This window comes from Paenibacillus xanthanilyticus, from assembly GCF_042682185.1.
In the GTDB taxonomy this organism is placed as follows: domain Bacteria; phylum Bacillota; class Bacilli; order Paenibacillales; family Paenibacillaceae; genus Paenibacillus_Z; species Paenibacillus_Z xanthanilyticus.
Genome location: NZ_JBHUHA010000002.1, coordinates 97900 through 124890, shown reverse-complemented (window position 1 = coordinate 124890; position 26991 = coordinate 97900). Strand labels below are relative to the sequence as shown.

Sequence of the window (26991 nt, the reverse complement as noted above, 5' to 3'; positions counted from 1 at the left end):
GAGATTATGCCATGTTAACCGTAAAACCTTATCAGTTTTGGTTCGTGACGGGCAGCCAGCATTTGTACGGTCCCGAGACGCTTCTTGAAGTCGCGGAGCATTCGAAAGTAATCGCACAAGGTCTCGATCGCGACGAGTCGATTCCGTTCCCGGTCGCGTTCAAGCAAGTCGTGACGACGCCGGATGAAATTACGAGCGTGCTCGCGGCCGCGAATGCCGACGAGAATTGTGCGGGCATCATTACATGGATGCATACGTTCTCGCCTGCTAAAATGTGGATCGCCGGTCTCTCCCAGCTGCGCAAGCCGCTTCTTCACCTGCATACGCAATTCAACCGCGATATTCCATGGGATAGCATCGACATGGATTTCATGAATACGAACCAATCGGCGCACGGCGACCGCGAATACGGCTTCATCGGCGCTCGAATGAACGTCGCGCGCAAAGTCGTCGTCGGCTATTGGGAAGACGCCGAGGCGAGAGGCCGCATCGCAGGCTGGATGCGCACCGCGGTGGCAGCCGTCGAGAGCCGCACGCTGAAAGTCGCTCGTTTCGGCGATAACATGCGCCAAGTCGCCGTTACCGAAGGCGACAAAGTCGAAGCGCAAATCAAATTCGGCTGGTCGATCAATGGCTATGGCATCGGCGATCTCGTCGCGCGCATGGCGACGTTCTCGGAAGCGGACGTCGACGCGCTGGCAGCCGAGTACGAGAAGTCGTACGATATCGCGCCCGAGATCCGCAACGACGCGGACCGTTGGGAGTCGATCCGCGAACAGGCCCGTATCGAGCTTGGCATGAAGTCGTTCTTGGAAGAAGGCGGCTTTACGGCGTTCACGACGACGTTCGAGGATCTGCACGGCATGAAGCAGCTCCCAGGTCTCGCTGTACAGCGCTTGATGGAGCAGGGCTACGGCTTTGGCGGCGAAGGCGACTGGAAGACGGCAGCCTTGACGCGCCTGATGAAAGTGATGGCCGGCAACAAGCTGACATCGTTCATGGAAGACTACACGTACCACTTCGAGCCAGGCAACGAAATGATTCTCGGCGCCCACATGCTGGAGGTCTGTCCGACGATCGCGGCGAACCGTCCGCGTCTGGAAGTCCATCCGCTCGGCATCGGCGGCAAAGCCGATCCTGCGCGCATGATCTTCGACGGCCGCAGCGGCCAAGCGGTGAATGCGTCGCTGATCGACCTGGGCCACCGGTTCCGTCTGATCGTCAACGTCGTCGACGCGGTGCAGCCGGATCGCGACATGCCGAACCTTCCGGTCGCGCGCGTGCTCTGGAAGCCGCAGCCATCGCTTAACGTCTCGGCGGAAGCTTGGATCCACGCCGGCGGCGCGCACCATACGGTGCTCTCGTACGCGATTACGGCCGAGCAGCTCATCGACTGGGCGGAGATGGCCGGCATCGAAGTCGTCATCATCGACAACGCGACGCAAGTGAATGCGTTCCGCAATGAGCTTCGCCTGAACGACATGTACTGGCGGATGCGCTAATCGGCGATACGCTTTCGCTATGCGATCGGTATGGAACATCAAGTGAAGCTTTATGCAGCACCGCACTGGCGATTATTAGCACGTCCCGGCTCAGTTCCGGGACGTTTTTTTTATTGTTATAGAACTATGATAGATTCAGGCTCGCGGATAAAGTAAAGCGTGTCGGCGAGAACGGACGAAAGCGAAGGTCAGAACAGGATAGCAAGATACTGCACTTCCAGATGTCTCGAAAAGATTCTCTCCCCATATGCATGAAGCTTTGTCCGCAAGGACAAATGCGTGCCAGCTCGAAGCAACCCGCCGACCGCGAACAAACGCGCAAGCACGAAATAGGGAGTCCAGAGGGCGAAGTCCTTTGGGGCCTCCTCGGCGGAGGAGGTGGGAGGAGGGAGCAACAAAAACGGGGTCACAGGGGCGGAGCCCTTCTTATTTCCGTCGAGTCGGCCCATTGGCACCTCCTCTTGTACGTACATTTCATGTATAATGAACGCGGTACGTTTCGCGGGCGCGGGATATAAGGCAGAGAGGGGACGGCTCATTGGTCAAGTTGAAAGCGCTTTACATGAATCTTCGCATCAAATACAAATTAATCGTGCTCATCACGGCGGTCATGCTGCTCGTCTGCTTGCTGATGCTGATCGTGCAGCAGTACGCCTTCGAGAAGTACGACGAGGAGCTCTATCGGCAGTCGGCACAATCGCTTGGACTTACGGCGGCGGGCATCGAGGGCGAGCTGCAGAAGATGGAGCGCCTGTCTTATCGGCTGGCGACCGACGGCACGCTGCAGTCGTATTTGAACAAAATCAAGCAGGCGGGGACGGAGTACGACCGCTTCGTCATTGCCGACTATATTCAGACACGGATGCTGGAGATCGGGGGCATGGAGAAATACGTGCTGTCGATCCAGATGACCGATTATTACGGCAAAGAGTATGCGGCGGGGACGAAGCTGGTCACATCGTCGCCCGAGCGCATCCGGATGCTGAAGAAGGAATCGGCGCCCAATAAAGGAGGCAACACCTGGATTTTGCCGGACGAGGAAGACCGTACGCTGAGCTCGGCGCGGCTCATTCGTTCCTATCAGGAATTGGAGCTGGCGCCGCTTGGCGTCATGACCGTGCGCATCGATATGGAAGGGCTGTTTCACGATTATTTGAACAAGGCAGGCGGCCTTGAGAATATGGAGCTCTATATTCTGAAAGACGGTCACTCCATCTTCCCCGTGCTTGAAACAGGCGAAGAGCAGGAGCTGAGCGGTTTCATCGCGGGCAAACAAGGGTATACGACGGCCCGTATCGACGGTAATCGGTATTTCGTCGCGTATGTTCCGTCTTCGAATACGAATTGGACGTACATGACGCTCATTCCGTACGATACGATCTTCGAACGGGTCGCCGTTGTCAAGCGCGCAGTGGTGGTGCTGCTCGGGGCGTTGTTCGTCATGGCGGTTATCTTGTCGTTCCGGTTCTCCAAAGGCATCACGGGTCCGATCGAACGATTGAATCTGAAGATGAAACGGGTGCAGCTCGGCCATTTCGACGCGTGGGAGAACGAAGACGACAGGCAAATTCCGATGGACGAGGCCGGTCAGCTGCATCGGAACTTCCGCATGATGGTTCAGCGCATCGATGATTTGATCCGAGAGAATTACGTCAAGCAGCTGGCGATCAAGGAGAGCGAATTCCAGGCGTTACAGGCCCAAATCAACCCGCACTTCCTGTACAACACGCTGGAGACGATTAACTGGACGGCCAAAATGAACGGACAGCGGCCCATCTCGCAAATGGTGGAGTCGCTTGGCTTCCTGCTGCGCAGCTCGATCAATATCAAGGAGCCGCTCATCCAGCTGAAGGACGAGCTGGATATCGTGTCCCACTATGTCACGATTCAGCGGATCCGCTTCGAGGAGCGGCTGGACTTCCAGCTGGACGTGCCGGACGAATATTTGACGACGAGGATTCCGAAGCTTTCGCTGCAGCCGCTTGTCGAGAATGCGGTGAATTACGGAGTCGAACAGATACTGGAACCATGCCGCATTCGCATCCGCGCATGGCATGAAGGCGACCAATTGTTCGTCGTCGTGGAGGATACAGGACCGGGGATGGACGTTGGGATGCTGGCAAGGTTGAAGACGGGCGAGGTTCGGCCGAAAGGGTCGGGCGTGGGTATGCGGAATATCGACGAACGAATTAAGCTTTTGTTCGGCGACAGGTATGGATTACAAGTGAATAGCGAACGCGGCGCCGGCACGACGATTACGATGGCGCTGCCGTATGAGCGGAGGGATGAGCATGTATAAGGTGCTGCTGGTAGACGATGAACGCATTATTTTGGAAGGCATATCCGCGATCGTGGATTGGGAGGGGACGGGCACGAGATTGGCGGGTACGGCGAGGAACGGCGTGGAGGCGCTGGCAGAGATCGAACGCGATCGGCCGGATATCGTCATCACCGATATCCGGATGCCGGGCATGGACGGCTTGCAACTCGTCGAGAAGGTGACGGAAAACGAAGATGACGCGCCGGCGTTCATCATCCTCTCCGGCTTCGGGGATTTCGATTATGCGCGCAAGGCGATGCGGTTCGGGGTTAAGCATTATTTGCTCAAGCCGTGCAACGAGGAGACGATCGCGCAGTCGCTTCGGGATATCGTTCGCGAGCTGGACAAGCGCAAGGGGCGCGACCAGTTTTTGGCAGGCATGGAGACCGAGCTGAACAAAGTCATCCCGCATGCGAAGGCGCAGTTCCTGAAGGAATTGGTGACGAACAAAACCTACGGCAAACGGGACTGGGACGAATATGCGCGATTGTTCGGCCTGACGCTGGGCAGCGAGCCGGTCTGTCTGCTCCTGATGCAGGTCGAGGGCGATGTGGAATACGAGCACTTGTTCGCGCTGCTGAACATCGCGCAGGATCTGCTCGCGGAGGAACCGCCGCTGCTCGGGGCGACCATCGGCAAACAGGTGCTGCTGCTCGTGCCGAGCCCTGCGGAGATGGACCGGCTGCGCGCAAGCATCGCCGACATCGCGCGCACGTTCAAAGGCTTTTATAAAAGGGAAGTTACGTCCGCGCTAAGCGATCCGGGCGATATTACGGGCGCGAGAAGGATGTACCGCGATACGCTGGCTTGTCTCGAACACCGTTTCTATGTAGGAGAAGGCACGCTGATCATGAAGCAGGACTTGGCCGATTACGCGGATCAGCCGACGCCGGAGACGTTCCTTTATGACGAGGAGCGGTTATGCCTGCTCGTCAAATCCGGCCGATGGAGCGAGACGGAAGCCGAATTGGCCGCGTTGTTCGATTCGCTCGCGCAGCAGCGGATGGACACGACGATGACCAAGTCATACCTTATCCCGGTCTACGTCGCGGTCGCCCGGCAAGGCGATCCGAACCGAATGAAGGATTGGCTGACCTCCCTCGGCAAGCTGGAAGGCATGGACACGCTGCATGCGGTGCGCGAATTCATGTACGCCGCGGCTAAGGAGGCGTGCACCTTCAATTTCGAACGGTACCGGCATAAGTATTCCGACATGATCCGGCGGATGCTGGAGGTGATCGAGTCGAATCTCGCGAATCCGCAGCTGTCCCTCCATTGGGTAGCCAGCGAAGTGCTGTATATGAACGCGGATTATCTCGGGAAGCTGTTCAAGAAGGAGATCGGCGACAAATTCTCCTCTTATGTCATGAAAAGACGAATGGAGCAGGCGATCGCCCTCATCGATGAGGCGGACGACGTTCGCGTTTTCGAGTTGGCGGAACGGCTCGGTTTTGGCGATAATCCGCAGTATTTCTCCCAGGTCTTCAAGAAATATACGGGCGTGTCGCCGTCGGAGTATAAACGCTCGCCCGTGTAGAGGTGTCAAAAAACCGGTGTCGAAACCTCTGTTTTTTAAACAACGGGAGCGGTTTTTTGCATTCCGCAAGCGCTTACGCCCGGCTACAATTGTAAATGTAAGGGTTAACATTCAAGCGCATGCATGAAAGGGGATCGTTAGATGAAGAAGCTTTCGACGCTCTTGGTGGCGGCTTCGCTCGTCGTTTCATTGGCCGCTTGCGGCAACGGCAACAATACGGGATCGAACGCGCCGAACAATGGAGCGGATGCGAATTCCGGAGGGGCGGACTCGTCGAAGCCGGTCACGCTCCGCATGGCCTGGTGGGGGTCGCAGCCTCGGCACGACTACACGCTGAAGGTCATCGAAATGTACGAGAAGGAACATCCGAACGTGAAAATCGAGCCGGAATACGCCAACTTCGACGACTACTGGAAGAAGCTTGCGCCGCAAGCGGCGGCGAACGAACTGCCGGACATCGTGCAGATGGACATTTCCTACCTGGCGCAATACGGCCAGAAGGGTCAGCTGGAGGATTTGACGCCTTATCTGGGCAATGGCATCGATACGACGAACATTTCGGATAACTCGATCTCCGGCGGCAAGCTGGGCGATAAGCTCTACGGCTTCAACATCGGCGTCAACACGATTAACTTCCAATACGATCCCGAGCTGCTGAAAAAGCTTGGCGTCGAAAAGCCGGGCGAAGATTGGACGTGGGACGATTACTTCGCGATGGCCAGCAAAGCGAAGGACGCGGGGCTTTATTTCGACAACGGCTTCCGTCCGGAAGTATTCTTCGGCTACTATCTGCGTTCGAAAGGCCAGCATTTGTACAACGCGGAAGGCACGGCGCTCGGTTACGAGGATGACCAGCTGTTCATCGACTTCTTCGGGCCGCTCGCGAATCTGGTCAAGGACGGCCATACGCCGCCGCCGGACGTCAAAGCGCAAATCAAAGGGCTCGAAGACGACATGATGGTCAAGAACAAGCAGGTCGGCATCTGGCAGTGGACGAACCAGTTCGTCGCGATCCAGCAGGTGGCGAACCGTCCGCTGGAGATGGCGCATATGCCGGGTCCGGGCCGCAAAGAAGGTCTCTACCTGAAGCCGTCCATGTATTTCTCGGTATCCAAAAATTCGGAGAACAAAGAAGAAGCGGCGAAATTCATCGACTTCTGGGTGAACAACGTCGAAGCGAACAAGCTGATCAAAGGCGACCGCGGCGTGCCGGTCAACAGCACGGTGGCGGATGCGATCAAGCCGACGCTGGATCCGGCGCAGGTGCAAGTATTCGACTATGTCACGTGGGCGCAGGAGAACAGCAGCCCGATGGATCCGCCGGATCCGGTCGGCACGGCCGAAATCATCAAGCTCTTCTCCAGTTTGGGCGAGCAAATGGACTTCCAGAAGCTGTCGGTGGAAGAAGCGGCGAAGCAATTCCGCAAAGAAGCGAACGCGATCTTGGCGAAGAACAAATAACGCATGATAGCAAATCGCATAAAGGGATTAGGGCGGCCGGTCATCGGGGCGGGCCGCTCTCTTTCCCATACCTAAAAATCGGTTCAGAGAAGGTCAGAATCTGGGATTGGGAGTGGTAGCATGCGAGTCGCCTGGAAAAACCAGCTGACCGGTTATGCCTTTATTAGTCCGTTTGTTATCGGTTTTCTCGTCTTTATTCTCATACCGTCCTGCGTGTCGCTGTATCTATCGTTCACGAGCTACGATTTGTTCACATCGCCCCGTTGGATCGGGCTGGACAACTACAAGGAAATGTTTTTTGAGGACAGCAAATACTGGCAGTCGCTGAAGGTGACGCTCATCTACGTGTTCATGGGCGTTCCGCTGCGGCTCGCTTTCGCCCTCGCGATCGCTATGCTGCTCAATACGGCAGCCAAAGCGGTCGGCGTATATCGCACCATCTATTATTTGCCCTCGATTATCGGCGGCAGTGTCGCGGTCTCCATCATGTGGCGCAACATTTACGGCGATGAGGGCATCATCAACGGCCTGCTGAATTTCTTCGGCGTGGACAGCGTGCGCTGGTTCGCCGAGCCGTTCGCGGCGCTGTGGATGCTCATCTCGCTGTCCGTCTGGCAGTTCGGTTCCTCGATGCTCATTTTCCTGGCCGGTCTGAAAAACATCCCAAGCGAGCTGTACGAGGCGGCGGGCGTCGACGGCGCGGGCGCGGTGCGCCGGTTCTTCAGCATTACGCTGCCGATGCTGACGCCGATCGTGCTCTTCAATACGATTCTGCAGACGATCGGAGCCTTCCTGACGTTTACGCCGGCGTACATTATCTCCAAGGGGGAAGGCGGCCCGCTCGACGGTACGCTGCTCTATTCGCTGTATCTGTTCCGTCAAGGCTTCGTGTACTTCGATATGGGTTATGCGTCCGCGATGGCGTGGGTCATGCTGATCATCGTCGCGATCTTCACGGCGATTCTGTTCGCCACCTCGAAATTCTGGGTTCATTACGAATCGAAGGAGGGCTAACGCCATGCGCTACAAAACGCTCAAGTGGACCCTCTACCATGTCATTGCCGCAGGCGGCGCCCTGCTGATGGTCTATCCAGTCATTTGGCTGCTAATGAGCTCGTTCAAGCCAAGCGCGCAAATTTTCCAGACCGCCGGCTCGCTCATACCGTCTGAATGGATCTGGACGAATTACTCCCAGGGCTGGCAAGGCATCGGGGGCTACGGCTTCGGGACGTTCATCAAAAACTCGCTCGTGCTTGTCGTCTTAGCGACGATCGGCGCGGTGCTCTCATCGGCGCTCGTCGCGTTCGGCTTCGCGCGGCTGAAGTTTTTCGGCAGCTCGTTCTGGTTTGCCATTATGATGGTGACGCTGATGCTTCCGCATGACGTTACCCTCGTGCCGCAATATATTATGTTCGCGAAAATGGATTGGCTGAACTCGATTAAGCCGATCGTCGTGCCTGCCTACTTCGGCGCGCCGTTCTTCATCTTCCTGATGATCCAGTTCATCCGCACGATCCCGGCCGAGCTCGACGAGGCGGCGACGATCGACGGCTGCGGCAAATTCCGGCTGTTCTACCGCATCATCATTCCGCTCATCGCGCCGGCGCTGGCGACGGCTTCGATCTTCTCGTTCTACTGGCGTTGGGAGGATCTGATCGGACCGGTGCTCTATCTCAACAAGCCGAGCATGTACCCGGTATCGATGGCGCTCAAAATGTACCTCGACGCCGACACGCTCTCCAACTGGGGCGCGATGTTCGCCATGTCGATCGTCAGTCTCGTTCCGGTCGTCGCCGTCTTCTTCGCCTTCCAGAAGCATATCGTCGAAGGGATTAGCACGAGCGGTCTGAAGTAATCACACAAGCACTTGAATGGAAAGCCGAAAGGGGATTTTAAATATGCCACCGCTAATATTTGACGAGAAACACATTCAGGACGTCATCGACCGCGTCGTCGAGCGTACGTTCCGCATGGACTTCAGCTGGGACTGGCCGGGCGGCGTCGCGTTCTACGGCGTGGCGGAAGCGTATGAAGCAACCGGGAATAAGCGCTATATCGAGCTGCTGCAAGCATGGGTCGACGAGAAGCTCGAGGACGGGCTGCCGAAGCTGTCGGTCAACGGCGTATCGGTCGGCCACGCGCTAATCGCGCTCTACCAGGCGACGGAAGACAGCAAATATTTGGATGTTGCGATCCAGATGGCGGACTATCTCCGTCACGAAGCGGTCCGCTTCGGCGACGGCATCTTCCAGCATACGGTCAACTCGGAGACGTACAACTTCCCCGAGCAGGCGTGGGTCGACACGATGATGATGGCCGGCTACTTCCTCGTCCGCATGGGCGCGCTGCTCGGCCGGGAGGATTACTTCGAGGACGGATTGAAGCAGTATCACGGCCATGAGCAATGTTTGCAGGATCCGGCGACGAATTTGTACTACCACGGCTGGGACAACATCGCGAAGAACCATATGTCCGGCATCTTCTGGGCGCGCGGCAACTCGTGGGCGGCGCTGACGATGGCGAAGGCGCTGCCGCTTATTCCGGTGACGCATCCGTCCTTTATGATCATTGAAGGCTCGCTTCGCGACCAACTGGCCGCGCTCGTCCGGCTGCAGAACGTCGACGGGTTATGGCATACGGTGTTGACCGATCCCAGCTCGTACAGCGAAACAAGCGGCTCCGCGGGGATCGCCGCGGCCCTGACGCATGCCGGAGCGCTCTACAATAAATACGTGAATCTCGCGATCGAAGGTATTCTGAGTCAAATCGATGAGGATGGCTCGGTTCGCTCCGTCTCGGCCGGCACGGCGGTCATGCGCGACATCGACGGCTACCGGGAAGTGCCGATCAAGCGGGTTCAAGGCTGGGGACAAGGCCTAGCGCTCGTCTTCTTGGCGGATTTGGTGCGCACGAAGCAGCGGGTATTCTCGTAGTGTTCATTTTGTGAAGTTAGATGGATTGGCCAGCCGGTTGACCGGCTGGCTTTTTGGCGTAGCGGCGGTATCGTTCCAACGGCAAAAAAACGTCCTTATGCGCAAGGCATATAGACGTTAGTTTGACGGACTTTATCCCGAATGAACCGGACGGCGCCGCCAACGACGGCGCCAACCGGCACACCATGCTTATTGTTGATAAGGTACATGCTGCTGTTGCGACTGGAACGCCTGCTGCTGCGCATTGAACGCGTATGGCGCTTGCTCGATTTGAACGCGCTGCTCCAGTTGTTTCGTCAACAGTTGTACTTGGTTCAATTGCTGAATGGCGACCTCGTGGCCGTGCAGGGCGTTCTGGATGATTTGCGCCGCTTGCTGCTCGCGTCTAGCCAATTGCTCCAGCTGCTGCGAATTTTGCAGCTCTTGGTGAAGCAGTTGTTGGTATACGGCGGAAGCTTGCTGCGTTTGATTGATCAGCTGGTGAATCGTTTGCTCCAGAAATTGGATTTGTTGCGTAAGGTTCGATTGATTGTACATGGTTGTGTTTCCTCCCAGATGGAATTTATCTACCTGGGTTAATTTGTCACGGCCCGGAATCAATTATGCATCGATTTCCAAAATTTAAGGAAAAAAATTCCCAAACTTACGGCGTGCATGCGCGAGGGCCAACAGCGGCCAATGAATCGGGTAACTTTCATAACGGGAATACACATGGCCGGGCAATGCGGCGCCTGTCGGATAATCGGCGAGCGCGGAAGGTTGACCATGATGGGTGGCTATCCAGTCGGCCGCGCGCGTAATGGCTTCGTTAGGTTTGGCATGCACGGCCGTCAGCGCATCGAGCGCCCAGGCGGTCTGGACGATCGTAGATCGGCCCAAAGGCGCATAATGCATGCCGATATCGCTGGCGCACGATTCGCCGTAGCCGCCGTCCGGGCGTTGAATGTCCAGCAGCCATTGCACCGCCTTGCGGATCGCCGGATGGTCGTGCGGTTCGCCGACCGCGGCTAGTCCCGTTAGCGCGGCCCACGTGCCATAGATGAAGCAGACGCCCCAACGACCGTACCAGGAACCGTCATTCCTCTGATCCTTGTAAAGCCAATGGACCGCGCGCTGAACAAAGGAAAGCCGATTCGTGAGGCCTGCCGTGTTCCCGAGATAGTCGAGCGCCCGTCCGGTCAGATCGGCGCAGGAGGGATCGGTCGCGGCGGCTTCGACGCCTTCGAGCGGCATCCATTGGATGACCGGATGATGATTATTGCGTTCGAACGCTCCCCAACCACCGTCGCTATTCTGCATTCCGATCAGCCAATTCAGGCCGCGATCCGCGGCGTTGCCCGCTTCGGGTTGGATACCGCGCAGCGGCTCGATCGCGCGCAGGGCTGCCGTCGTGTCATCAACGTCGGGATTGATCGAATTGATATGCGAAAACCCCCATCCCCCCGGTTCGGCGTGCTCCGCCTCGAGCGCCCAGTCGCCAGGTTTGTCGTGCTGACGGCCGAGCAAGTAGCGTCCGGCTTTGGCGATTGCCGGGTGATCGCCTCTTAGTCCGGAAGCCTGCAGCGCATGGCTGATGAGGGCGGTGTCCCATACGGCGGACGTCGTCGTTTGCAGATGAGATCCGTCACCGTCCGGAACGAGAAAGCCGATCAGCCCGTCGATAGCCCGCTGGATCAAGGGATCCTCTTTGTCGTAGCCAAGCGATATGAACGCGAACACCATCAGGATCGTCGAGCTGGCATAGCTGTATAGTGTGCCGTCGGCTTCGATTCGGTCCCGTATGTACGACTCGGCGGTGTCCAGCGCGCGCTGCTTAAGCAGTTTAGGCGCATGAATCCAAGCAGACGCCCATTCCTGAAGCATATCGAGGGGACCGCGCGAGAGATGGTCCGACCAGCTCGCTTCCGAAGCTTCGTTCGCGGATGAAGAGGCGAACAGCCAGCGGCTGCCTTCGAGTTCCTCCAATATAGGCACATGCGGGTTATGGAAGCGCGGCTTGCGTTCGCCGAGCACGAGCATCGGCGCCATGTGAACGCGGGCGTAGCCGGAGAAGTGGAAGAAGTGAAGCGGGGAGCTCTTCGGAAGCAGCAGCAGCACAAGCGGAATCGGAAAAAAGGCAGGCCAAGATTTGTACCCGGCCAGCGCGAGCAGAAATTTGGTCATTAAGCTGTTCACCCGTTTCGCCCCGCCCATCCGTTCGATCGCTTTCAGCGCCAGCTTCATATGCGGCGCCTCCGGCGAATCGCCGGCATGGAGCAGCGCCAGCACGCCTTCAATCGTCGCAGAGATATGGCCGTCCGACTCATCGGGATAGACCCGCCAAGCTCCGTCCTTATCTTGTCTCCCCCGAATCCGCCCCGCCAGCATACGAACTTCATTCTCGCGTCCAGTAATTCCAAGCAAGCTGATCATAACGACAAAATGACTGTCGGTCATCATGCCGCTCTCGACGAACCGGTAGCGCCACGAACCGTCCGGTTGCTGCTCATCGAGCAACCGGTTTACCAGCGAAGCGATGCACGCCTCTAGTTGTTCCTTCATATTATCCTCCTCGGCCAAGTCCCGATTTCCATTCGTTCACGAAAGTATATGAGCGCAAGGAAGGCGAACATAACCTGGGGATAGTAAGGGAGCGGGGTAGTGAGACGGCTAACTATTGAGCTACCGGCTAGAGAAGAAAATAAATGAGTCAGCAAATCACATAGGAATAAAAAATTATTAGTGAAGCGCTGTTTAAAAGTAAGCTTTGTCCAACGGACAAAAAGCGTGCTACGGCCAAAAGCTCCATATTCAAGAAGTCATTTCCAACCACTTGTGAGGACGCATCCCTTAGCCTTGTTCAAAAAGACCAAGCGAGTCCACCTCAATGTACACGTCAACGACGGCGGCATCCCACCAACGAGAAGAACGGGTGTCCATCGGGCGGAACGCTCGGAGCCCTCGGCGGAGGGGGAAGCATAAGTGAGCTTTGTCCGTGAGGACAAAAGCGTGCCTACTCGAAAGCTCCCGCCTACCACGAACCAACGCGACGCACGAAATCGGGTGTCCAGAGGGCGGAGTCCACGGAGCCCCCTCGGCGGAGGGGGTTGGGGGAGGGTTAACCTCCTGAGGAGTAGCTCCCCTATTTTATGGGTAAAGAACACTATCACAGCTTTTCAACCCGCGCTTGGCGAATAATTTGTCCGAATTTCGATCAAAATGTGAAAAATTTTTGAACACAAATCGCGAAATTGAGGTATAATAGAGCCATAGGAAGCGTTTACTTTACCGAACGGGAGTGACCATCATGAACAAAGAAATACGCGACGTGAAACGGATTTTCTCGACGATGAATATTATGGCCTGGTTGTGTTTGGCAATCGGCGTTGTTATGTGTATTTGGAACCTGAGCCACTTTAGCGACAAGAACCTGACGCTCATGGTCGGAATCGGATTCTTGGTCGGCAGCGTCTTCATCTATACGATCGGCACGGCGATCAACATGGTGGAGAACCGCAAGCATGGCTCCGACGGCCAGCAACGCATCTAACCGACATTCGTCGGCATAACCAGAAACTGTCGATTGACAAGCGATTCACTAGCGCAAGAACCTTTCGGGACAACCGGGAGGTTCTTTTGCGTTTGAGGCGGTTATTAGTAAATATCGTCGAAATGGTGAAGGAAATATTACAGAAAATCTAATTTTCGTTGACGCCTTTGTTAACGATGAGGAAATCGGAGAAGACTTCTGTTATGGTTATGGCATGAGACAAATTTCACAAAGTTCGACTACAATGAACGGCCGTAAGGAGATGAGGAAGTGAAGAAGCGCAGCGTTATGAAACGAATCACCGCAGCCTTCATGCTGACGCTGACGATGGTTCTGCTGTCGGGCTGTAACCCCATGGTGCTGGATCCCAAGGGTCCGGTAGGCGATTCGCAGCGGGATTTGATCTGGATTTCAACGCTGCTATGCGCAATCATTATCGTGCCTGTCCTGATTCTGACCGCCATTATCGTATGGCGTTATCGGGACAAACCGGGCAACAATGCGGCGTATAAGCCGAAATGGGAGCATAGCACGAAATTAGAGGCGATTTGGTGGGGCATCCCGATTGTCATTATCGTTATTCTTGCCGTCGTGACGGTTCGTTACACGTATCATCTGGAGCCTTCGAAACCGCTCGAGTCCGAGAAGGAGCCGCTCGTCATCGAAGTGACTTCGCTCGACTGGAAGTGGCTGTTCACGTATCCCGAGCAGAATATCGCCACAGTCAATTACCTGAAGTTCCCGGAGGATCGCCCGATCGAGTTCAAGCTGACGAGCGATGCGCCGATGAACTCCTTCTGGATTCCGCAGCTCGGCGGACAGATCTATACCATGTCCGGCATGGCCATGACACTGTTCCTGCAAGCGGATGAGCCTGGCGTCTACTATGGAGCCGGAGCGAACTTCACAGGCAAGGATTTCGGCAAAATGCGCTTCGACGCAACCGCGACTTCCGAAGAGGAATTCGCCGCATGGGTACAAGAAGTGAAGGGAACCGGCAAGGAGCTGACGATTGAAGGCTATGAGAAACTGGCTGAACAGGGCACGGCCGACATCCAGTCGTTCTCCGGCTATCCGGAAGGTCTCTTCAATACAATCGTGAATAAATACGCCTCGCCGGGATCGAGCGGCCATCACCATGGCGGCGAGTCCACCGAAAGCGCGGAGCAATCGAACACAAGCACCGAAGCAACGAAATCTACTGCCGATGATCAAGAAATGAACATGGACATGGACGCCGAAACGGACATGGATCATGAACATCATGCGGATCACGAATAACGGAAAGAGAGGAGAGACCGCATGTTAGAGAAAATTAAAGAGTTCGCCGGCGACTTTTTCGTCACGGGCGACCCGCTCATCTATGGCGCCGACGTCAGTATCGCGCTTGCGCTCATCTCGATCATCACGGTACTGACCTACTTCAAAAAGTGGGGCTGGCTGTGGCGCGAATGGCTTACGACCGTGGACCATAAGCGAATCGGGATCATGTATATCATCGCATCCATTCTCATGCTGTTCCGCGGCGGCGTCGATGCGCTGCTCATGCGGACGCAGATTGCTTTGCCGGATGTCCACTTCCTGGAACCGGAACACTATAACCAAATTTTCACGACGCACGGCGTTATCATGATTTTATTTATGGCGATGCCGCTCATGTTCGGCTTGTTCAATATCGTCGTGCCGCTCCAGATCGGAGCGAGAGACGTCGCTTATCCGTTCCTGAACTCCTTAAGCTTCTGGATGTTCTTCTTTGGCGCGATGCTGTTCAACATGTCGTTCGTCATCGGCGGCTCGCCGGATGCCGGATGGCTGTCATATGCGCCGCTCTCGGAGCTGTCGCATAGTCCCGGCGTCGGGCAGGACTTCTATATATGGGGTATCCAAATATCCGGTATCGGCTCCTTGGCAACGGGCATCAACTTTATCGTCACGATTCTCAAAATGCGCGCACCGGGCATGAAGATGATGCAAATGCCGATGTTCAGCTGGTCCGTACTGTCCAGCTGCGTGACGATCATATTCGCTTTCCCGATTCTGACCGTTACATTGGCGCTGCTGTTCCTTGACCGTTATCTGGGCGCGCACTTCTTCACGCTCGACGGCGGGGGCAACCCGATGATGTACGTCAACTTGATTTGGATGTGGGGTCACCCAGAGGTATACATCGTCATATTACCGGCGTTCGGGATCTACTCGGAGATCGTTGCGACCTTCTCCAAGAAGAAGCTGTTCGGCTACAAATCGATGGTCTTCGCGATGATGATCATCAGCGTACTGTCTTTCTTCACCTGGCTTCACCACTTCTTCACGATGGGCTCCGGCGCGGACGTGAACGCGTTCTTCGCCATAACGACGATGCTCATCGCGATCCCGACCGGGGTCAAAGTATTCAACTGGCTGTTCACGATGTTCCGCGGGCGGATTACGTTCACCACGCCGATGTTGTGGACGATCGCGTTCATTCCGTGTTTCGTCATCGGCGGTATGACGGGCGTCCTGCTGTCCGTCGCGCCAGCCGACTTCCAGTTCCATAACAGTTACTTCCTGATTGCGCACTTCCACCAAGTGCTCATCGGCGGCGTGGCCTTCGGTTACTTCGCAGGCTTGTCGTACTGGTGGCCGAAAATGTTCGGCTTCAAGCTGAACGAGAAGCTCGGCAAATGGGCATTCTGGCTGTGGAACTTCGGGTTCTACATCTGCTTCATGCCGCAATATTTCCTGGGGCTCGACGGTATGACGCGCCGCGTCAGCGAATACAGCTGGGACATGGGCTGGGGTCCGCTTAATTTGGTCTCCACGATCGGCGGTTTCTTAATGGGGATCGGCTTCTTGTTCCAAGTATGGCAGATCGCGCACAGCATCAAATTCATGGAACGCGACACGACAGGCGATCCATGGAACGGCCGCACGCTGGAATGGTCGATACCGTCCCCTGCGCCGCTCTACAACTTCGCGACTTTGCCGCAAGTGCAGGCGCAGGACGATTGGTGGGAAGACAAACAACGCAAGGCAAACGGCTTGCCATCAACGAAAAAGCCGCAGCCGCTTGAACCGATTCATATGCCGAAAAACTCGGCGATTCCGTTCATCATGTCCGTCTGCTGGTTCGTTGCGGGCTTCGGTTTCGTCTTCGATTGGCTGATCTTCGTCATCCCGGGCATGATCGGTGTCTTCATCTGCTTGCTGGCGCGTTCCTTCTCGTACGACACGGACTACTACATTCCTGTCGACGAGGTCAAACGCACCGAGGCTGCTTTAAGGGGGGCGAACTAAGTGTTGACACGCAAGTTTAGGTCGCGGCCGTTCACGGCCGCCCATTCCGATACGGCGCACGGCGGCCATGCCGCCGGTGGCCACGGCCATGACGAACACCACGAACGCGAACATGAATCGATGAAGACGTTCGGCTTCTGGCTGTTCCTGATGACGGACTGTATCCTGTTCGCGACGCTGTTCGCAACGTATATCGTCTTGAAGGGCAATACCAACGGCGGGCCAACCGCACACGAGCTGTTCCACATGCCGGGCATCATCGCCTCGACGTTCATCCTGCTCACGAGCAGCTTCACGAGCGGTCTGGCTGTGCTGGCGATGCATAAGAAGAATGTGAAGGGTCTCATCATGTGGCTCGGCGTCACCGTGCTGCTGGGCGCATCGTTCGTCGCGCTCGAAGTTACCGAGTTTATTACCATGGTGGAAGAAGGCGCGACGATCAGCACGAGCGCGTTCCTCTCCGCATTCTACACGCTGGTCGGCACGCATGGTTTGCACGTCTCGCTCGGTCTGTTCTGGATGATCGGCCTGATGATTCAGCTTTCGCGCCGCGGCATTACGCCGGTTACGGAACGTAAGGTCAACGTCATTAGCTTGTACTGGCACTTTTTGGACGTCGTGTGGATCTTCGTCTTCACGATCGTCTATATGATGGGGGTGATGTAAGATGGCACAACATCAAGACGGCGCGCACGGCCATGATGCGCACGGCGGTCACGGCTCGTTGAAATCTTACGTCATCGGCTTCGTCCTTTCGATTATTTTGACGATCATTCCGCTTGTGCTCGTCTTGAACGACTATGTGGAAGGCACGGCGGCCAACGTCGTGCTGCTCGTCACCGCGGTTCTGCAATTTTTGGTCCAGCTTCTGTTCTTCATGCATTTGCGCGAGGAGAACAAACCGCGTTACAATCTCATGTCGCTTCTGCTCGGCTTGTTGATCGTGCTGACAATCGTGCTTGGCTCGATCTGGATCATGACGTACAACACCGTGGCACATTAATTCGTATACGCTAATCAACAAAAAGAAGCAGCTCCTCGGTTATCCGGGGAGCTGCATTTTTGTGCGTATGAACAACCGCTTTGTCTATTCTACAAGGCGCAGCGCAGCTGTTGCGACAGCTCATAATGCAGCATGATGAGCAAATCGAGTTTTTGGCTGATCTCGACCACGACGGATGCGGTAAGAGGCGATTCAGACGACACCGTATTAAGCAGCAATCGAAGCTGCTCGATCTCGTTATTAATATCCGCTAGCGTAGTCATAAGCCGTGCCTCCTCGTCTAATTTGGTCTAACATCCTTGCGTTCGTTGACTTGCGTGAGCGAGCGGTTGGAAGGGAGAGAGCTAAAGGCATGGGATTAAGGAAAGAGTATGTAAGCCGGCATAGATGAGGTCGAGGAGCGTGAGGTTCCAGTGGGTAGTAGCTGTATCTGCGATCCGCTTGTTCCTCTCTGGGCAACCGTGCTTTGCGCTAAATAAGTATCCATGGCTGGAAAAGGAGGACGAACGCCGAGCGCAACGCCGCTACGAAGGCATTCCTCCATGAGTGTAAGGCAATCGATAACATCTGTAAACAGGCAAGCTATCGCTCATAGAAGCTACCCTTAAGGCTCCGGCGATTTTCGATTCGTCGAATCCGCCGCACCATCAAGAACGCATGCAGTCGGCAGCTCCCCTTTCATTGGTCATAGTACTTATTCGACGTTTTGTTCAACTTCCCTTTATTTTCCTCAAAAAAGTTGACATGCCTTGTCCGGTTGAAGGTTGCGAGTGGGAATTTCTTCCTCATACATAATATTCCATGAGTCGGATAAACTAATGAACGTTGTGCTGAAAGAAGGAGGTGTACGTACATGGCAAACTCGCAAAACGAATTGAACAAAGGCGAGGTTCAATCGACCAAATTGAACCAATTCCCGGTACCGGGCCAGAACGATACGGAGTTCTCGGCCGAGGAAGCGGCTGAAGCATTCGAGCAGCAATCTGCTGCAGGACGCAGCGCTCAGCAAGAACAATAGTGCGCAGGAACCAGACCTTACGGGGTCTGGTTTTTTCATTTCGGAATGCTTGGAGGGCGAGTCATGACCGAAGTCTTGTCATTTTGAACAAGATCGGATGGCGCGTTTTAGTTTTCCTGACAATAAATTGTCCTTTAGCTTCAATTAGCCGCATCGAAAGAGGTAAGATACCGTTATAGATCACATAGGATGTGCTTATATCTAACATAAATGATAAGGGATTCATGGCAGAAAGGCGGGAGATACGATGAATCTTGAGGCATTGCAAGCGCGTGTAAAGGCGGATTTGTCCTGTTTAGCCTACGGGGGACAAGATTGGCTTCAACCAAAGCGTCACCCGGAAGGCCATGTTTACGATGTGGTGGTCGTCGGCGGCGGTCAGAGCGGGCTGTCGATCGGCTTCGGGCTCCTTCGCGAGCGGATTTCCAACTTGCTGATTATCGACGAGAATCCCGAAGGTCTGGAAGGCCCATGGGAGACCTACGCGCGCATGATGACGCTTCGGACGCCGAAGCACTTGACCTCCGTCGATCTTGGTCTGCCTTCCCTTACGTTCCGATCCTGGTGGGAAGCGCAGCATGGCGCGGAAGGGTGGGAGACGCTCGGCAAAATCCCGCGTAGCGAATGGATGAACTATCTCCGTTGGTACAGACGGGTCCTCGACCTGCCGGTCGTAAACGATGTGAAGTTGAAGCTGGTAGAGACGGCTGGCGAAGGCATTCATCGACTGCATATCGAAGGCGCCGGCGCGCCAGCGAAGGAATTGTTGGCACGCAAAGTCGTCCTGGCGACAGGCATTCAAGGCGGGGGAGAGTGGCATGTGCCCTCGATGATCGCCCGTAATTTGCCGGCGGATCGATATGCCCATACGTCGCAGCGGATCGCGTTCGAAGCATTGAGAGGGAAGAAGGTCGCGATCCTAGGCGGAGGCGCCTCCGCCTTCGACAACGCGAACTTCGCACTGAACGAGGGCGTCGCGGAGGCGCACGTCTTCGTTCGGCGAAGCGAGCTGCCCCGTATCAATCCGATCCGCCAGATGGAAGGCTCGGGCATGATCGAACGATTCGCGGCGCTCGGGGATGCGGACAAATATCGGGTCATCGCGCATTTCTTCAAGCATAATCAGCCGCCGACGAACGATACGTTCGAGCGTGCGGCCGCCTGGCCAGGCTTCCGTCTGCACTTGGGCGCGCCATGGCTGAATGTTCGGTCTGCGGAAGAAGGGGCGATCGTGACGACGCCGCAAGGCGAGTTCGCCTTCGATTTTCTCATCATTAGCACCGGATTAGTGACCGATCCGGCGCTCAGGCCGGAACTGGCGCTCGTCGAACGCCATATCGCAAGATGGGGCGATCGTTACAAGGCGCCGGAAGGGATCGCGAATCCGCTCCTGGACGCGCATCCCTACTTGACGAGAGGCTTTGCCTTCCAAGGGCGCGATGAGGAAGGAGAGAAAAAACTCCGCGGCCTCTTCTCGTTTACCTACTCGGCTTTGGTCAGCTGCGGGGTATCCGCCTCCGCGCTATCGGGCATGAAATTCGCCGTGCCGCGACTCGTCGCCGAGATTGCGGATCAGCTGTTCATGGATGATCGAGAAGCCATTCTCGACCAGTTCTATAAATATGATGAACCGGAGTTCATCGGCAATGTACGCGATGAAAAGAAGTAAGGGCACTCATTCCTATATTTCAAGCGTGAAAGACTCCGACCTTCAGCAGGTCGGGGTCTTTGTTACATTTCCCGGCTCGCTCGTTCCTTGACAACAATATTCCCACATCAGTATATTCTTCATATGGAACGTATCTTGGCGAAGAATCGGAGGGGGAAGAAATGGATGTAGCAACTTTGAGCGCGCTTGCCGAACCCAACCGGCTTCAGATGGTCGAACTGCTTCGAGACGGCCCGCTGACGGTAGGGGAAATCGCCGATCAGCTCGGAATCCGACAACCGCAGGCGTCCAAGCATCTTAAAGTATTGAACGAGGCGCGTATCGTAGACGTGCGTCCGCAGGCCAATCAGCGCATCTATAATCTAAGACCGGAGCCGCTTCAAGACATGCAGACCTGGATCCAATCGTTTCGGCGATTGTGGGAAGATCGGTTCGACCGGCTGGATGCTTACTTGGAGGAGTTGCAAAAAGAAAACAAAACCGAATAGGCTGCGCATAAAAAAGAACCTGCATGGCGTGTTGCCGTGCAGGTTCGGTTTCGTATTGGAGTAAATATTGGAGGAAATAATAAGGGCTTCTTATTTGTACTGCAGCAGCATCGACCAGAGGTCGGCGCTTTCGTAACCGAGACGCCATGCGGCAACCCCGGCTAGATCGTATTTGCGCGCCAGCTCAACGCGAGCCTTAACGGTCGCTGTCGTCTCCGCCCAGAATACGTGCGTATAGCCATCCTTGGCATACGTATATTTGATTTGACCGGACTCGGCGTCATACGTGCCGGTTGCGCCATTCTCTTGGATGATGCGCGGCACTTCCTTCATATAGATCGCCTTGTTGTCCACTAGGTTGCCCGAAGCATCGATCCGCCATTCGCGAACATAGAACGGAATGCCGAGCATCAGCTTGTCGCGCGGTACCCCGTAGGCCAAATATTGCTCGATGCCTTCCTCGATCCAGTCCATCCCGCCGACGGAACCGGGCTCGTCGCTGCCGCTCCAGTGCTCGTCGTAGGCCATGATCATGACCGTATCGACGATTTGTCCGATGGCCGCGATATCGTAAGCGGTCAGCGCATTCCATTTGACGTCGCCGCGCGGCAGGTCGATAGAGAGGGTCATTCCTTTCGCATGAAGCGACTTGGCGAGATTGCGGACGAATTCGGTATAGAGCGCGCGGTCCCCCCCGTACATGCCTTCGAAATCCAAGTTCATGCCCTGCAGTCCAAGCGCATCTAGACGCGCTACGAGCGAGGCAATGAATTTCGTTTGCGCCGCCGGATTTTGCAGGAACGCGCGCGTCAGATTTTTATCGAATTGATTATGCACGAGCGGCTCGACCTTAATGCCCGACCCTTGAAGGGACGCGATTACGGCCGGATCCGAGTTGTCCATCATTGTGCCGTCCGCGTTCGTCAGCACGAACCAAGTCGGGGAGGTCGTATCCAAGCCCTGCGTCTGCGAGACCTGTGCCAGCACGGTCTTCGTGCTCGACGTTCCGTTCCAGCCCAGCACCTTCAGCTTGCTCACGTTATTCCAGAGCGCGCGGCCTTCGGCCGACATGACGACCGCGTTCTTTACCTGAGAGGCATGAGCGACAGCAGATTGACGGGTGAAAAATTGCTTCAGCACTTCGTCGTCTTTGACGACCTTGAAGTAGGGGATGTTCGTCCACCATTCCAGTCCGTCCTTCGTGATCGTCGTGCCGCTCAATGCTTTCGCATACGCGATTGCGCCCTCCAGATTGAAAAAGGATCGCACGGCGCGTCCATTCTGATTCACGACGTACGGCGCTGCATTCTGATGGACGACTTTGCCGGTCGACGTATTCAGGACCGCGCTGCCTGGAATGCCGGCCGAGGCACGGATTGCATCGGCCAAGAACCCGTACGATGCATCGTTTACCGCTTCGCCGGCAACCGTAACGATATAGATTGGTGTCGATGCGCGCTTAGCGGTTTTCTGCGCGGCGGTCAAGTTGTCCCATACCCATTGGTTGGCCGACAAATCCATGACGTGGGCATTGGCATAATATTTAGCCGCTAGCTTCGCCTGCGCAAGGGTGGCGAAGCTCCAAGCCGCTGATGTGTTGTCGCCTTGATAAAGCTGATATTTCGGATACGTATAGGATATCCAGCCCGGCTGCTGCAAATCTCGGATTTGGGCGAATTTCAGCTTCTTGGCGAACGCCTTCGCCTGATCCAACGTCTTGAATTCGCGTGCCGGGGTCGAGACGCCGTTCTCGTATACTTTGTAGCGCGGGAAGTTGTCCCACACCCAGACACGATCCGTAATTTTTTCAATATGGCTATAAGCGAAGCTTTTCGCGTAAGCGATCGCTTGGGTATCGGTCTTGAACTCTTTGAGTGCTTTGTCGTTTTGATAGACCCGGTATTTGGTCGTTAAATCCGTAGTGACGGTTGCGGCGGATGCGCCCGCAGTCAATACGCCCTGAGCGGCGATCATGCCGGCCAGCAGGAGGCTCCATTTCTTTGTCATTGGACTTATCTCACCTCGTTGTAGGATGTCTAGCTTTCTATTAGACGTACAAACGAGGCGGATGTTGCGTGAATTCGACAGATTCCGATATTTGGTAGAAGTGCGAAGCATAAAAAAGCCGGAACCAATGAGGTCCCGGCTTGTGTAAACGAATCAATGTTCGGCGATGTCCGCCCAAATCTCATCCTCGACGTCGAGCGTAATTTGGGAGCGGAAGACGCGTCTGTTGTACGTACTGAACATATATTGTTCGATCGCTTCCAACAGGTTGGCTTCCACCAGATACTGACTTCTGCCTTGCACCCATACTTCTGCGGTGAAACCTAAATTCTCATCCCAAGCTAGCTGTACCTCGACGTCGCTCGGGGAGACGCCTTTGCGGTCGGCGGTGTTCAGGCAGACCGCGTTGATAATTTCGTCCATCGAAATCCGCATGATTTAGTAGCCCCGGTATTGATCATTCGGATGATGGGGCTTGCGGCGGTTGCGGAAGTAACGAACGATGCCGCGAATCGCGACGAACAGCAGATAGATGGCGAACAAGTTGACGAGAAGGCCCAAGAAATCGCCCATGAAGCCCATATTCATAAACATGCTGCCGAACAGCAGGCCGGCGAGACCGCCGATCATCATCCCTTTCATGAAGCTGCCGCCGCTATTGAATCCGCGTTTGGTCGTGGCGCCCGTCGCAGCGGTATTTTTCGTGCCGGACGTGGTTTGTTGCACATTATCGGTTTTCTTTGGCGTCTGCGTATAGCTTTGCTTCGGCGATTTGAATGACCCGCCTCTCGGCTTCGCGCTTGCCGATCCCGCAAATACGGCGAAGATGAGCGTGAAAGCCATAATAAGCAGCATACTTTTCTTCATCTGTCGTTCTCCTCCTGATAAGACCCTTTTTGATTGTGTTGCCTTTCCATACAATTACGTCTAATATAATCAAAGGTTTCAACTTTCATTCGGAAACAAGTTTCTTCTTTCATCATATACGAGGCGGCAGGGAGGATGGAGAACATCGAAAGCGAAAAGGAGACGAGGTTTCCGGAGGCATATGTCCGCTATCTGGTGGAATTCCACGCCACGCGCGATTATTTCGAGTGCCATGAGCTGCTTGAGGAGCATTGGAAGCAGCATCCGGACGATCCGCTCGCCGATACCTGGGTCGGACTTATTCAACTGGCGGTAGGCTGTTACCATCACCGTAGAGGCAATCGCACCGGCGCGGTCAAGATGTTCGCGCAGGCGAAGCTTCGGCTAAAGGCGGATACGATGGAGGAGCTTGGACTTGACGGCGAGCGGTCGATCGCGCTGCTGAACGACAAACTCGAAGCCGCCGAGTCCGGCGATGCCTTCCTTGACATTCAATTGCCGATCGTCGATCCTTGGCTGTCCGGCGAATGCCTGCGTATGACGCGCGAGGAAGGCTTGACTTGGGGAGCGCCGAGCAAGGTGGACGAAGCGTTGACCGAGCGTCATCGCCTGCGCGATCGCAGCGATGTCCTAGCGGCGCGGGAAGCCGCGCGTAAAGCGAAAGGCCGTTAAGCCATTGAAGGCATATCGAATAAAAGAGCTTTCTCCGCTTGCCGTAACGGCAGGGGAGAAAGCTCTTTTTCATGAGATCGGTTCGTATTAGTGCTTGTCGTAACCGTTGACGATCAAATCCAATTTGCCCGTCTCGGGATGGATGATGAGTCCGTGGACCGGCGTGTTCGGCGGCAGCAGCGGGTGGTTGCGGACGATGCTGACGCTGTTCTCGACGCTCTCCTTGACGTTGTCGAAGCCCGTCAGCCAGCGATTCAGATTGATGCCGGAATGAACCAGCGTATTGATGACGTCATCCTGAATGCCGACATCCTTCACCTTGCCGAGGACCGAATCCGGGTTCAAGCCCGTCATGCCGCACTCGTAATGGCCGATGATCAGCACTTCTTCCGCGCCAAGCTCGTATACGGCCACGAGAATACTCCGCATAATGTTGCCGAAAGGCTGCGTGACGATCGCGCCCGCGTTCTTGATGATCTTCGCGTCGCCGTTGCGCAAGTTAAGCGCCTTGGGCAGCAGTTCGGTCAATCGCGCGTCCATACAGGTGACGACGGCCAGCTTTTTGTCCGGAAATTTGGTCGTACGGAATTCCTCATAGTTTTGGTTGTCCACGAAGGCGCCGTTATGCGCCAAAATCTGTTCCAGTCTGCTCATCTTGCCCCTCCCGCGTATTCGTTTGATTCGCTTGATTCGTTTGATCGGATTCGCCGCGACTACGATTTTAGCAGCCGGAGATTGGTCGTGTACGTCTGGTTGTCGCTCTTCAGGATGAAGGCGCTGCTAGACGCGCTGTAATCAATCTTCAGCTGCGGTTCGAAGAAAACCTCGTAGTTAGGCTCGTACCATACCGGATACGGGTTGCCGGTGCCTTGCGCGTCGCCGAAGAACGGCGCGTCGATCAGCTGCAGCGTCGGCACGCCGTTCATGACGCAGCCGCAGCCTTCCGTATCGTAAAGCAGCCGGAGCTGTTTGCCCGTGCCTTCGACTTCCGGCGAGAGGCGCTCAATCGCTGTAGGCGTAAATGTAAAATGCATAGGTATGCTCCTCTCCATCTCTGTATTTAGCAAGAGCCGAACCAATTAAAGTTGATTATACGATTTGCAAATTGTAGTATCAAGTAGTAGACGCGTTAGAATTCATTACATATTGAAAGGCGGCATGCTCATGAGCGCAATCGTGCAAGAAACATTAGAGAAGTTCCTTGAACGCATCAAACAGATCAAAAGCTACGAGGAAGCGCTTGGCGTTCTGTACTGGGATATGCGGACCGGAGCGCCGCGCAAAGGCGTGGAATCCCGTTCCAAGGCCATTGGCGTGCTGTCTTCGCAGGTGTTCGCCCTTCAAACCGGAGCCGATCTCGGCGAGTGGCTGACCGAGCTGGAGCGGCCCGAAACGCTGGACTCGTTGAGCGAAATCAACCGCAAGCTCGTGGTCGAGACGCGCAAGGACTACGACCGCAGCGTCAAAATTCCGCCGAAGCTGCATGAAGAATACGTCATCCTGACCACCGAAGCGGAATCGTTCTGGGAAGAGGCCAAGGCTAGCGGCGATTACGCGTCCTTCCAACCTTATTTAGACAAAATTATTACATATACAAACAAATTCATCGATTTATGGGGACCAAGAGCGACCCGCTATGATACGCTCCTCGATATGTATGAGCCGGGTATTACGACCGAAGAGCTCGACCGGGTATTTGGCGGCTTGCGCGAGAAGCTCGTGCCGCTCGCCAGCGCCATCGCGGCATCTCCGCATCAGCCGGATACGAGCATCTTGAAGCAAACGTACGACAAGGAAGCCCAGAAGAAGTTCAGTACGTTCGTTCTCGAGCAGATCGGCTTCGATTTCCAAGCCGGCCGCCTCGATGAGAGCGTACATCCGTTCGCGACGGGGCTGAGCACGGGAGACGTGCGGATTACGACTCGTTATTTGAACGACGACGTGACGAGCGCGCTGTTCGGCACGATCCATGAATGCGGCCATGCGCTGTACGAGCAGAACATCAGCAAGGAGCTGGACGGCACGACGCTTAGCACGGGTACCTCGATGGGCATTCATGAATCGCAGTCCCGCTTCTGGGAGAATGTCATCGGCCGCAGCCGTCCGTTCTGGAACCGTTACTTCGGGGATCTGCAGAAGCTGTTCCCGGGCCAGCTCGACGTACCGGTCGAGGAATTCTACCGGGCGACGAACGTCGTGCAGCCCTCCCTGATTCGGATTGAAGCCGACGAATTAACATATAACCTGCACATTATCATCCGGTATGAAATCGAGAAACAGATCTTCAACGAAGGCGTAACGGCCGCCGAGCTGCCCGCGCTATGGAACGCGAAGTACAAGGAGTATCTCGGCATTACGCCGGAGAACGACGGCGAAGGCGTGCTTCAAGACGTGCACTGGTCCGGCGGCGCCTTCGGCTACTTCCCGTCCTACTCCCTCGGCAACATGTACGCGGCCCAAATAACGGAGACGCTCGAGAAGGAAGTACCGAACGTGTGGGAGCTCGTCGAGAAAGGCGAGCTGCATCCGATCAAAGACTGGTTGACCGATAAAGTATACCAATACGGCAAGCTGCGTACCCCGTCGGAGTTGATTACGGCGATAACCGGCAAGCCGCTTGACCCTGATTATCTCGTCCGCTATTTGGAACGCAAATACAAAGATATCTACAAGCTGTAGCCTATTGATTTGACTTGCGTCTTCCGCGCA

The 26991-nt window shown here is 55.5% G+C and carries 25 protein-coding genes; 17 read left to right on the top strand and 8 right to left on the bottom strand.

What is annotated here, in order from left to right:
- The first annotated feature begins 11 nt into the window (after positions 1–11).
- From araA to ACFSKT_RS17570, 7 genes are all read left to right on the top strand, one after another.
- A complete protein-coding gene (gene araA / locus ACFSKT_RS17600; RefSeq protein WP_377719679.1) occupies positions 12–1502 on the top strand; it encodes an L-arabinose isomerase in 1491 nt (496 codons plus the stop codon).
- Positions 1503–2040: 538 nt separating this feature from the next.
- Positions 2041–3801: a cache domain-containing sensor histidine kinase gene (locus tag ACFSKT_RS17595; RefSeq protein ID WP_377719680.1), complete on the top strand. Its 1761-nt coding sequence runs from the start codon at positions 2041–2043 to the stop codon at positions 3799–3801.
- A complete protein-coding gene (locus ACFSKT_RS17590) occupies positions 3794–5359 on the top strand; it encodes a response regulator transcription factor (protein WP_377719681.1) in 1566 nt (521 codons plus the stop codon). The genes ACFSKT_RS17595 and ACFSKT_RS17590 overlap by 8 nt, the downstream gene beginning before the upstream one ends.
- Positions 5360–5500: 141 nt before the next feature.
- Positions 5501–6820: an ABC transporter substrate-binding protein gene (locus tag ACFSKT_RS17585; RefSeq protein ID WP_377719682.1), complete on the top strand. Its 1320-nt coding sequence runs from the start codon at positions 5501–5503 to the stop codon at positions 6818–6820.
- 120 nt (positions 6821–6940) lie between these two features.
- A complete protein-coding gene (locus ACFSKT_RS17580) occupies positions 6941–7834 on the top strand; it encodes a carbohydrate ABC transporter permease (RefSeq protein ID WP_377719683.1) in 894 nt (297 codons plus the stop codon).
- A 4-nt stretch (positions 7835–7838) separates the two neighbouring features.
- Positions 7839–8675, top strand: a complete 837-nt coding sequence (locus ACFSKT_RS17575) for a carbohydrate ABC transporter permease (RefSeq protein ID WP_377719684.1) — start codon at positions 7839–7841, stop codon at positions 8673–8675.
- A 43-nt stretch (positions 8676–8718) separates the two neighbouring features.
- On the top strand, positions 8719–9753 hold the full coding sequence (locus ACFSKT_RS17570) for a glycoside hydrolase family 88/105 protein (protein WP_377719685.1): 1035 nt from the start codon (positions 8719–8721) through the stop codon (positions 9751–9753).
- Between the two features lie 189 nt (positions 9754–9942).
- Here ACFSKT_RS17570 and ACFSKT_RS17565 read toward each other — a convergent pair whose 3' ends face one another.
- On the bottom strand, positions 9943–10290 hold the full coding sequence (locus tag ACFSKT_RS17565) for a hypothetical protein (RefSeq protein ID WP_377719686.1): 348 nt from the start codon (positions 10288–10290) through the stop codon (positions 9943–9945).
- Between the two features lie 84 nt (positions 10291–10374).
- Positions 10375–12294 carry a terpene cyclase/mutase family protein gene (locus ACFSKT_RS17560; RefSeq protein ID WP_377719687.1) on the bottom strand — a complete coding sequence of 640 codons (1920 nt, stop codon included), beginning with the start codon at positions 12292–12294 and terminating at the stop codon, positions 10375–10377.
- 745 nt (positions 12295–13039) lie between these two features.
- On the opposite strand from ACFSKT_RS17560, the gene ACFSKT_RS17555 reads away from it, so the two are divergent.
- The 5 genes from ACFSKT_RS17555 (at position 13040) to cyoD (ending at position 17561) form a co-directional block, all read left to right on the top strand.
- A complete protein-coding gene (locus ACFSKT_RS17555; protein ID WP_377719688.1) occupies positions 13040–13282 on the top strand; it encodes a hypothetical protein in 243 nt (80 codons plus the stop codon).
- Positions 13283–13570: 288 nt separating this feature from the next.
- Complete coding sequence (cyoA, locus tag ACFSKT_RS17550) at positions 13571–14563, top strand: ubiquinol oxidase subunit II (protein WP_377720611.1); 993 nt, start codon at positions 13571–13573, stop codon at positions 14561–14563.
- A 21-nt stretch (positions 14564–14584) separates the two neighbouring features.
- A complete protein-coding gene (locus tag ACFSKT_RS17545; protein ID WP_377719689.1) occupies positions 14585–16558 on the top strand; it encodes a cbb3-type cytochrome c oxidase subunit I in 1974 nt (657 codons plus the stop codon).
- Positions 16559–16678: 120 nt separating this feature from the next.
- Positions 16679–17224, top strand: a complete 546-nt coding sequence (cyoC, locus tag ACFSKT_RS17540; protein WP_377720612.1) for a cytochrome o ubiquinol oxidase subunit III — start codon at positions 16679–16681, stop codon at positions 17222–17224.
- A 1-nt stretch (position 17225) separates the two neighbouring features.
- Positions 17226–17561, top strand: coding sequence for a cytochrome o ubiquinol oxidase subunit IV (gene cyoD / locus ACFSKT_RS17535; protein ID WP_377719690.1), 336 nt, complete (start codon positions 17226–17228; stop codon positions 17559–17561).
- A gap of 89 nt (positions 17562–17650) precedes the next feature.
- Here cyoD and ACFSKT_RS17530 read toward each other — a convergent pair whose 3' ends face one another.
- Positions 17651–17824 carry an aspartyl-phosphate phosphatase Spo0E family protein gene (locus ACFSKT_RS17530; protein WP_377719691.1) on the bottom strand — a complete coding sequence of 58 codons (174 nt, stop codon included), beginning with the start codon at positions 17822–17824 and terminating at the stop codon, positions 17651–17653.
- Between the two features lie 590 nt (positions 17825–18414).
- On the opposite strand from ACFSKT_RS17530, the gene ACFSKT_RS17525 reads away from it, so the two are divergent.
- From ACFSKT_RS17525 to ACFSKT_RS17515, 3 genes are all read left to right on the top strand, one after another.
- Complete coding sequence (locus ACFSKT_RS17525; protein ID WP_377719692.1) at positions 18415–18579, top strand: hypothetical protein; 165 nt, start codon at positions 18415–18417, stop codon at positions 18577–18579.
- Positions 18580–18826: 247 nt separating this feature from the next.
- A complete protein-coding gene (locus ACFSKT_RS17520; protein WP_377719693.1) occupies positions 18827–20248 on the top strand; it encodes an FAD/NAD(P)-binding protein in 1422 nt (473 codons plus the stop codon).
- Positions 20249–20409: 161 nt separating this feature from the next.
- On the top strand, positions 20410–20736 hold the full coding sequence (locus ACFSKT_RS17515) for an ArsR/SmtB family transcription factor (protein ID WP_377719694.1): 327 nt from the start codon (positions 20410–20412) through the stop codon (positions 20734–20736).
- Positions 20737–20826: 90 nt separating this feature from the next.
- On the opposite strand, the gene ACFSKT_RS17510 is transcribed toward ACFSKT_RS17515, so the two are convergent.
- The 3 genes from ACFSKT_RS17510 to ACFSKT_RS17500 form a co-directional block, all read right to left on the bottom strand.
- Positions 20827–22743, bottom strand: a complete 1917-nt coding sequence (locus ACFSKT_RS17510) for a glycosyl hydrolase family 18 protein (protein ID WP_377719695.1) — start codon at positions 22741–22743, stop codon at positions 20827–20829.
- Positions 22744–22896: 153 nt separating this feature from the next.
- Positions 22897–23178, bottom strand: a complete 282-nt coding sequence (locus tag ACFSKT_RS17505) for a YxcD family protein (RefSeq protein WP_377719696.1) — start codon at positions 23176–23178, stop codon at positions 22897–22899.
- Between the two features lie 3 nt (positions 23179–23181).
- Positions 23182–23610 carry a hypothetical protein gene (locus ACFSKT_RS17500; protein WP_377719697.1) on the bottom strand — a complete coding sequence of 143 codons (429 nt, stop codon included), beginning with the start codon at positions 23608–23610 and terminating at the stop codon, positions 23182–23184.
- A 135-nt stretch (positions 23611–23745) separates the two neighbouring features.
- Between ACFSKT_RS17500 and ACFSKT_RS17495 the strand changes: the two genes are divergently transcribed.
- A complete protein-coding gene (locus ACFSKT_RS17495) occupies positions 23746–24282 on the top strand; it encodes a DUF309 domain-containing protein (RefSeq protein ID WP_377719698.1) in 537 nt (178 codons plus the stop codon).
- Between the two features lie 87 nt (positions 24283–24369).
- On the opposite strand, the gene ACFSKT_RS17490 is transcribed toward ACFSKT_RS17495, so the two are convergent.
- Positions 24370–24936 carry a beta-class carbonic anhydrase gene (locus tag ACFSKT_RS17490; RefSeq protein ID WP_377719699.1) on the bottom strand — a complete coding sequence of 189 codons (567 nt, stop codon included), beginning with the start codon at positions 24934–24936 and terminating at the stop codon, positions 24370–24372.
- Positions 24937–24995: 59 nt separating this feature from the next.
- Positions 24996–25316 (bottom strand): iron-sulfur cluster biosynthesis family protein, encoded by a 321-nt coding sequence (locus ACFSKT_RS17485; protein WP_377719700.1) that lies wholly within the window; start codon positions 25314–25316, stop codon positions 24996–24998.
- 130 nt (positions 25317–25446) lie between these two features.
- On the opposite strand from ACFSKT_RS17485, the gene ACFSKT_RS17480 reads away from it, so the two are divergent.
- A complete protein-coding gene (locus ACFSKT_RS17480; protein WP_377719701.1) occupies positions 25447–26961 on the top strand; it encodes a carboxypeptidase M32 in 1515 nt (504 codons plus the stop codon).
- Positions 26962–26991: the final 30 nt, after the last annotated feature.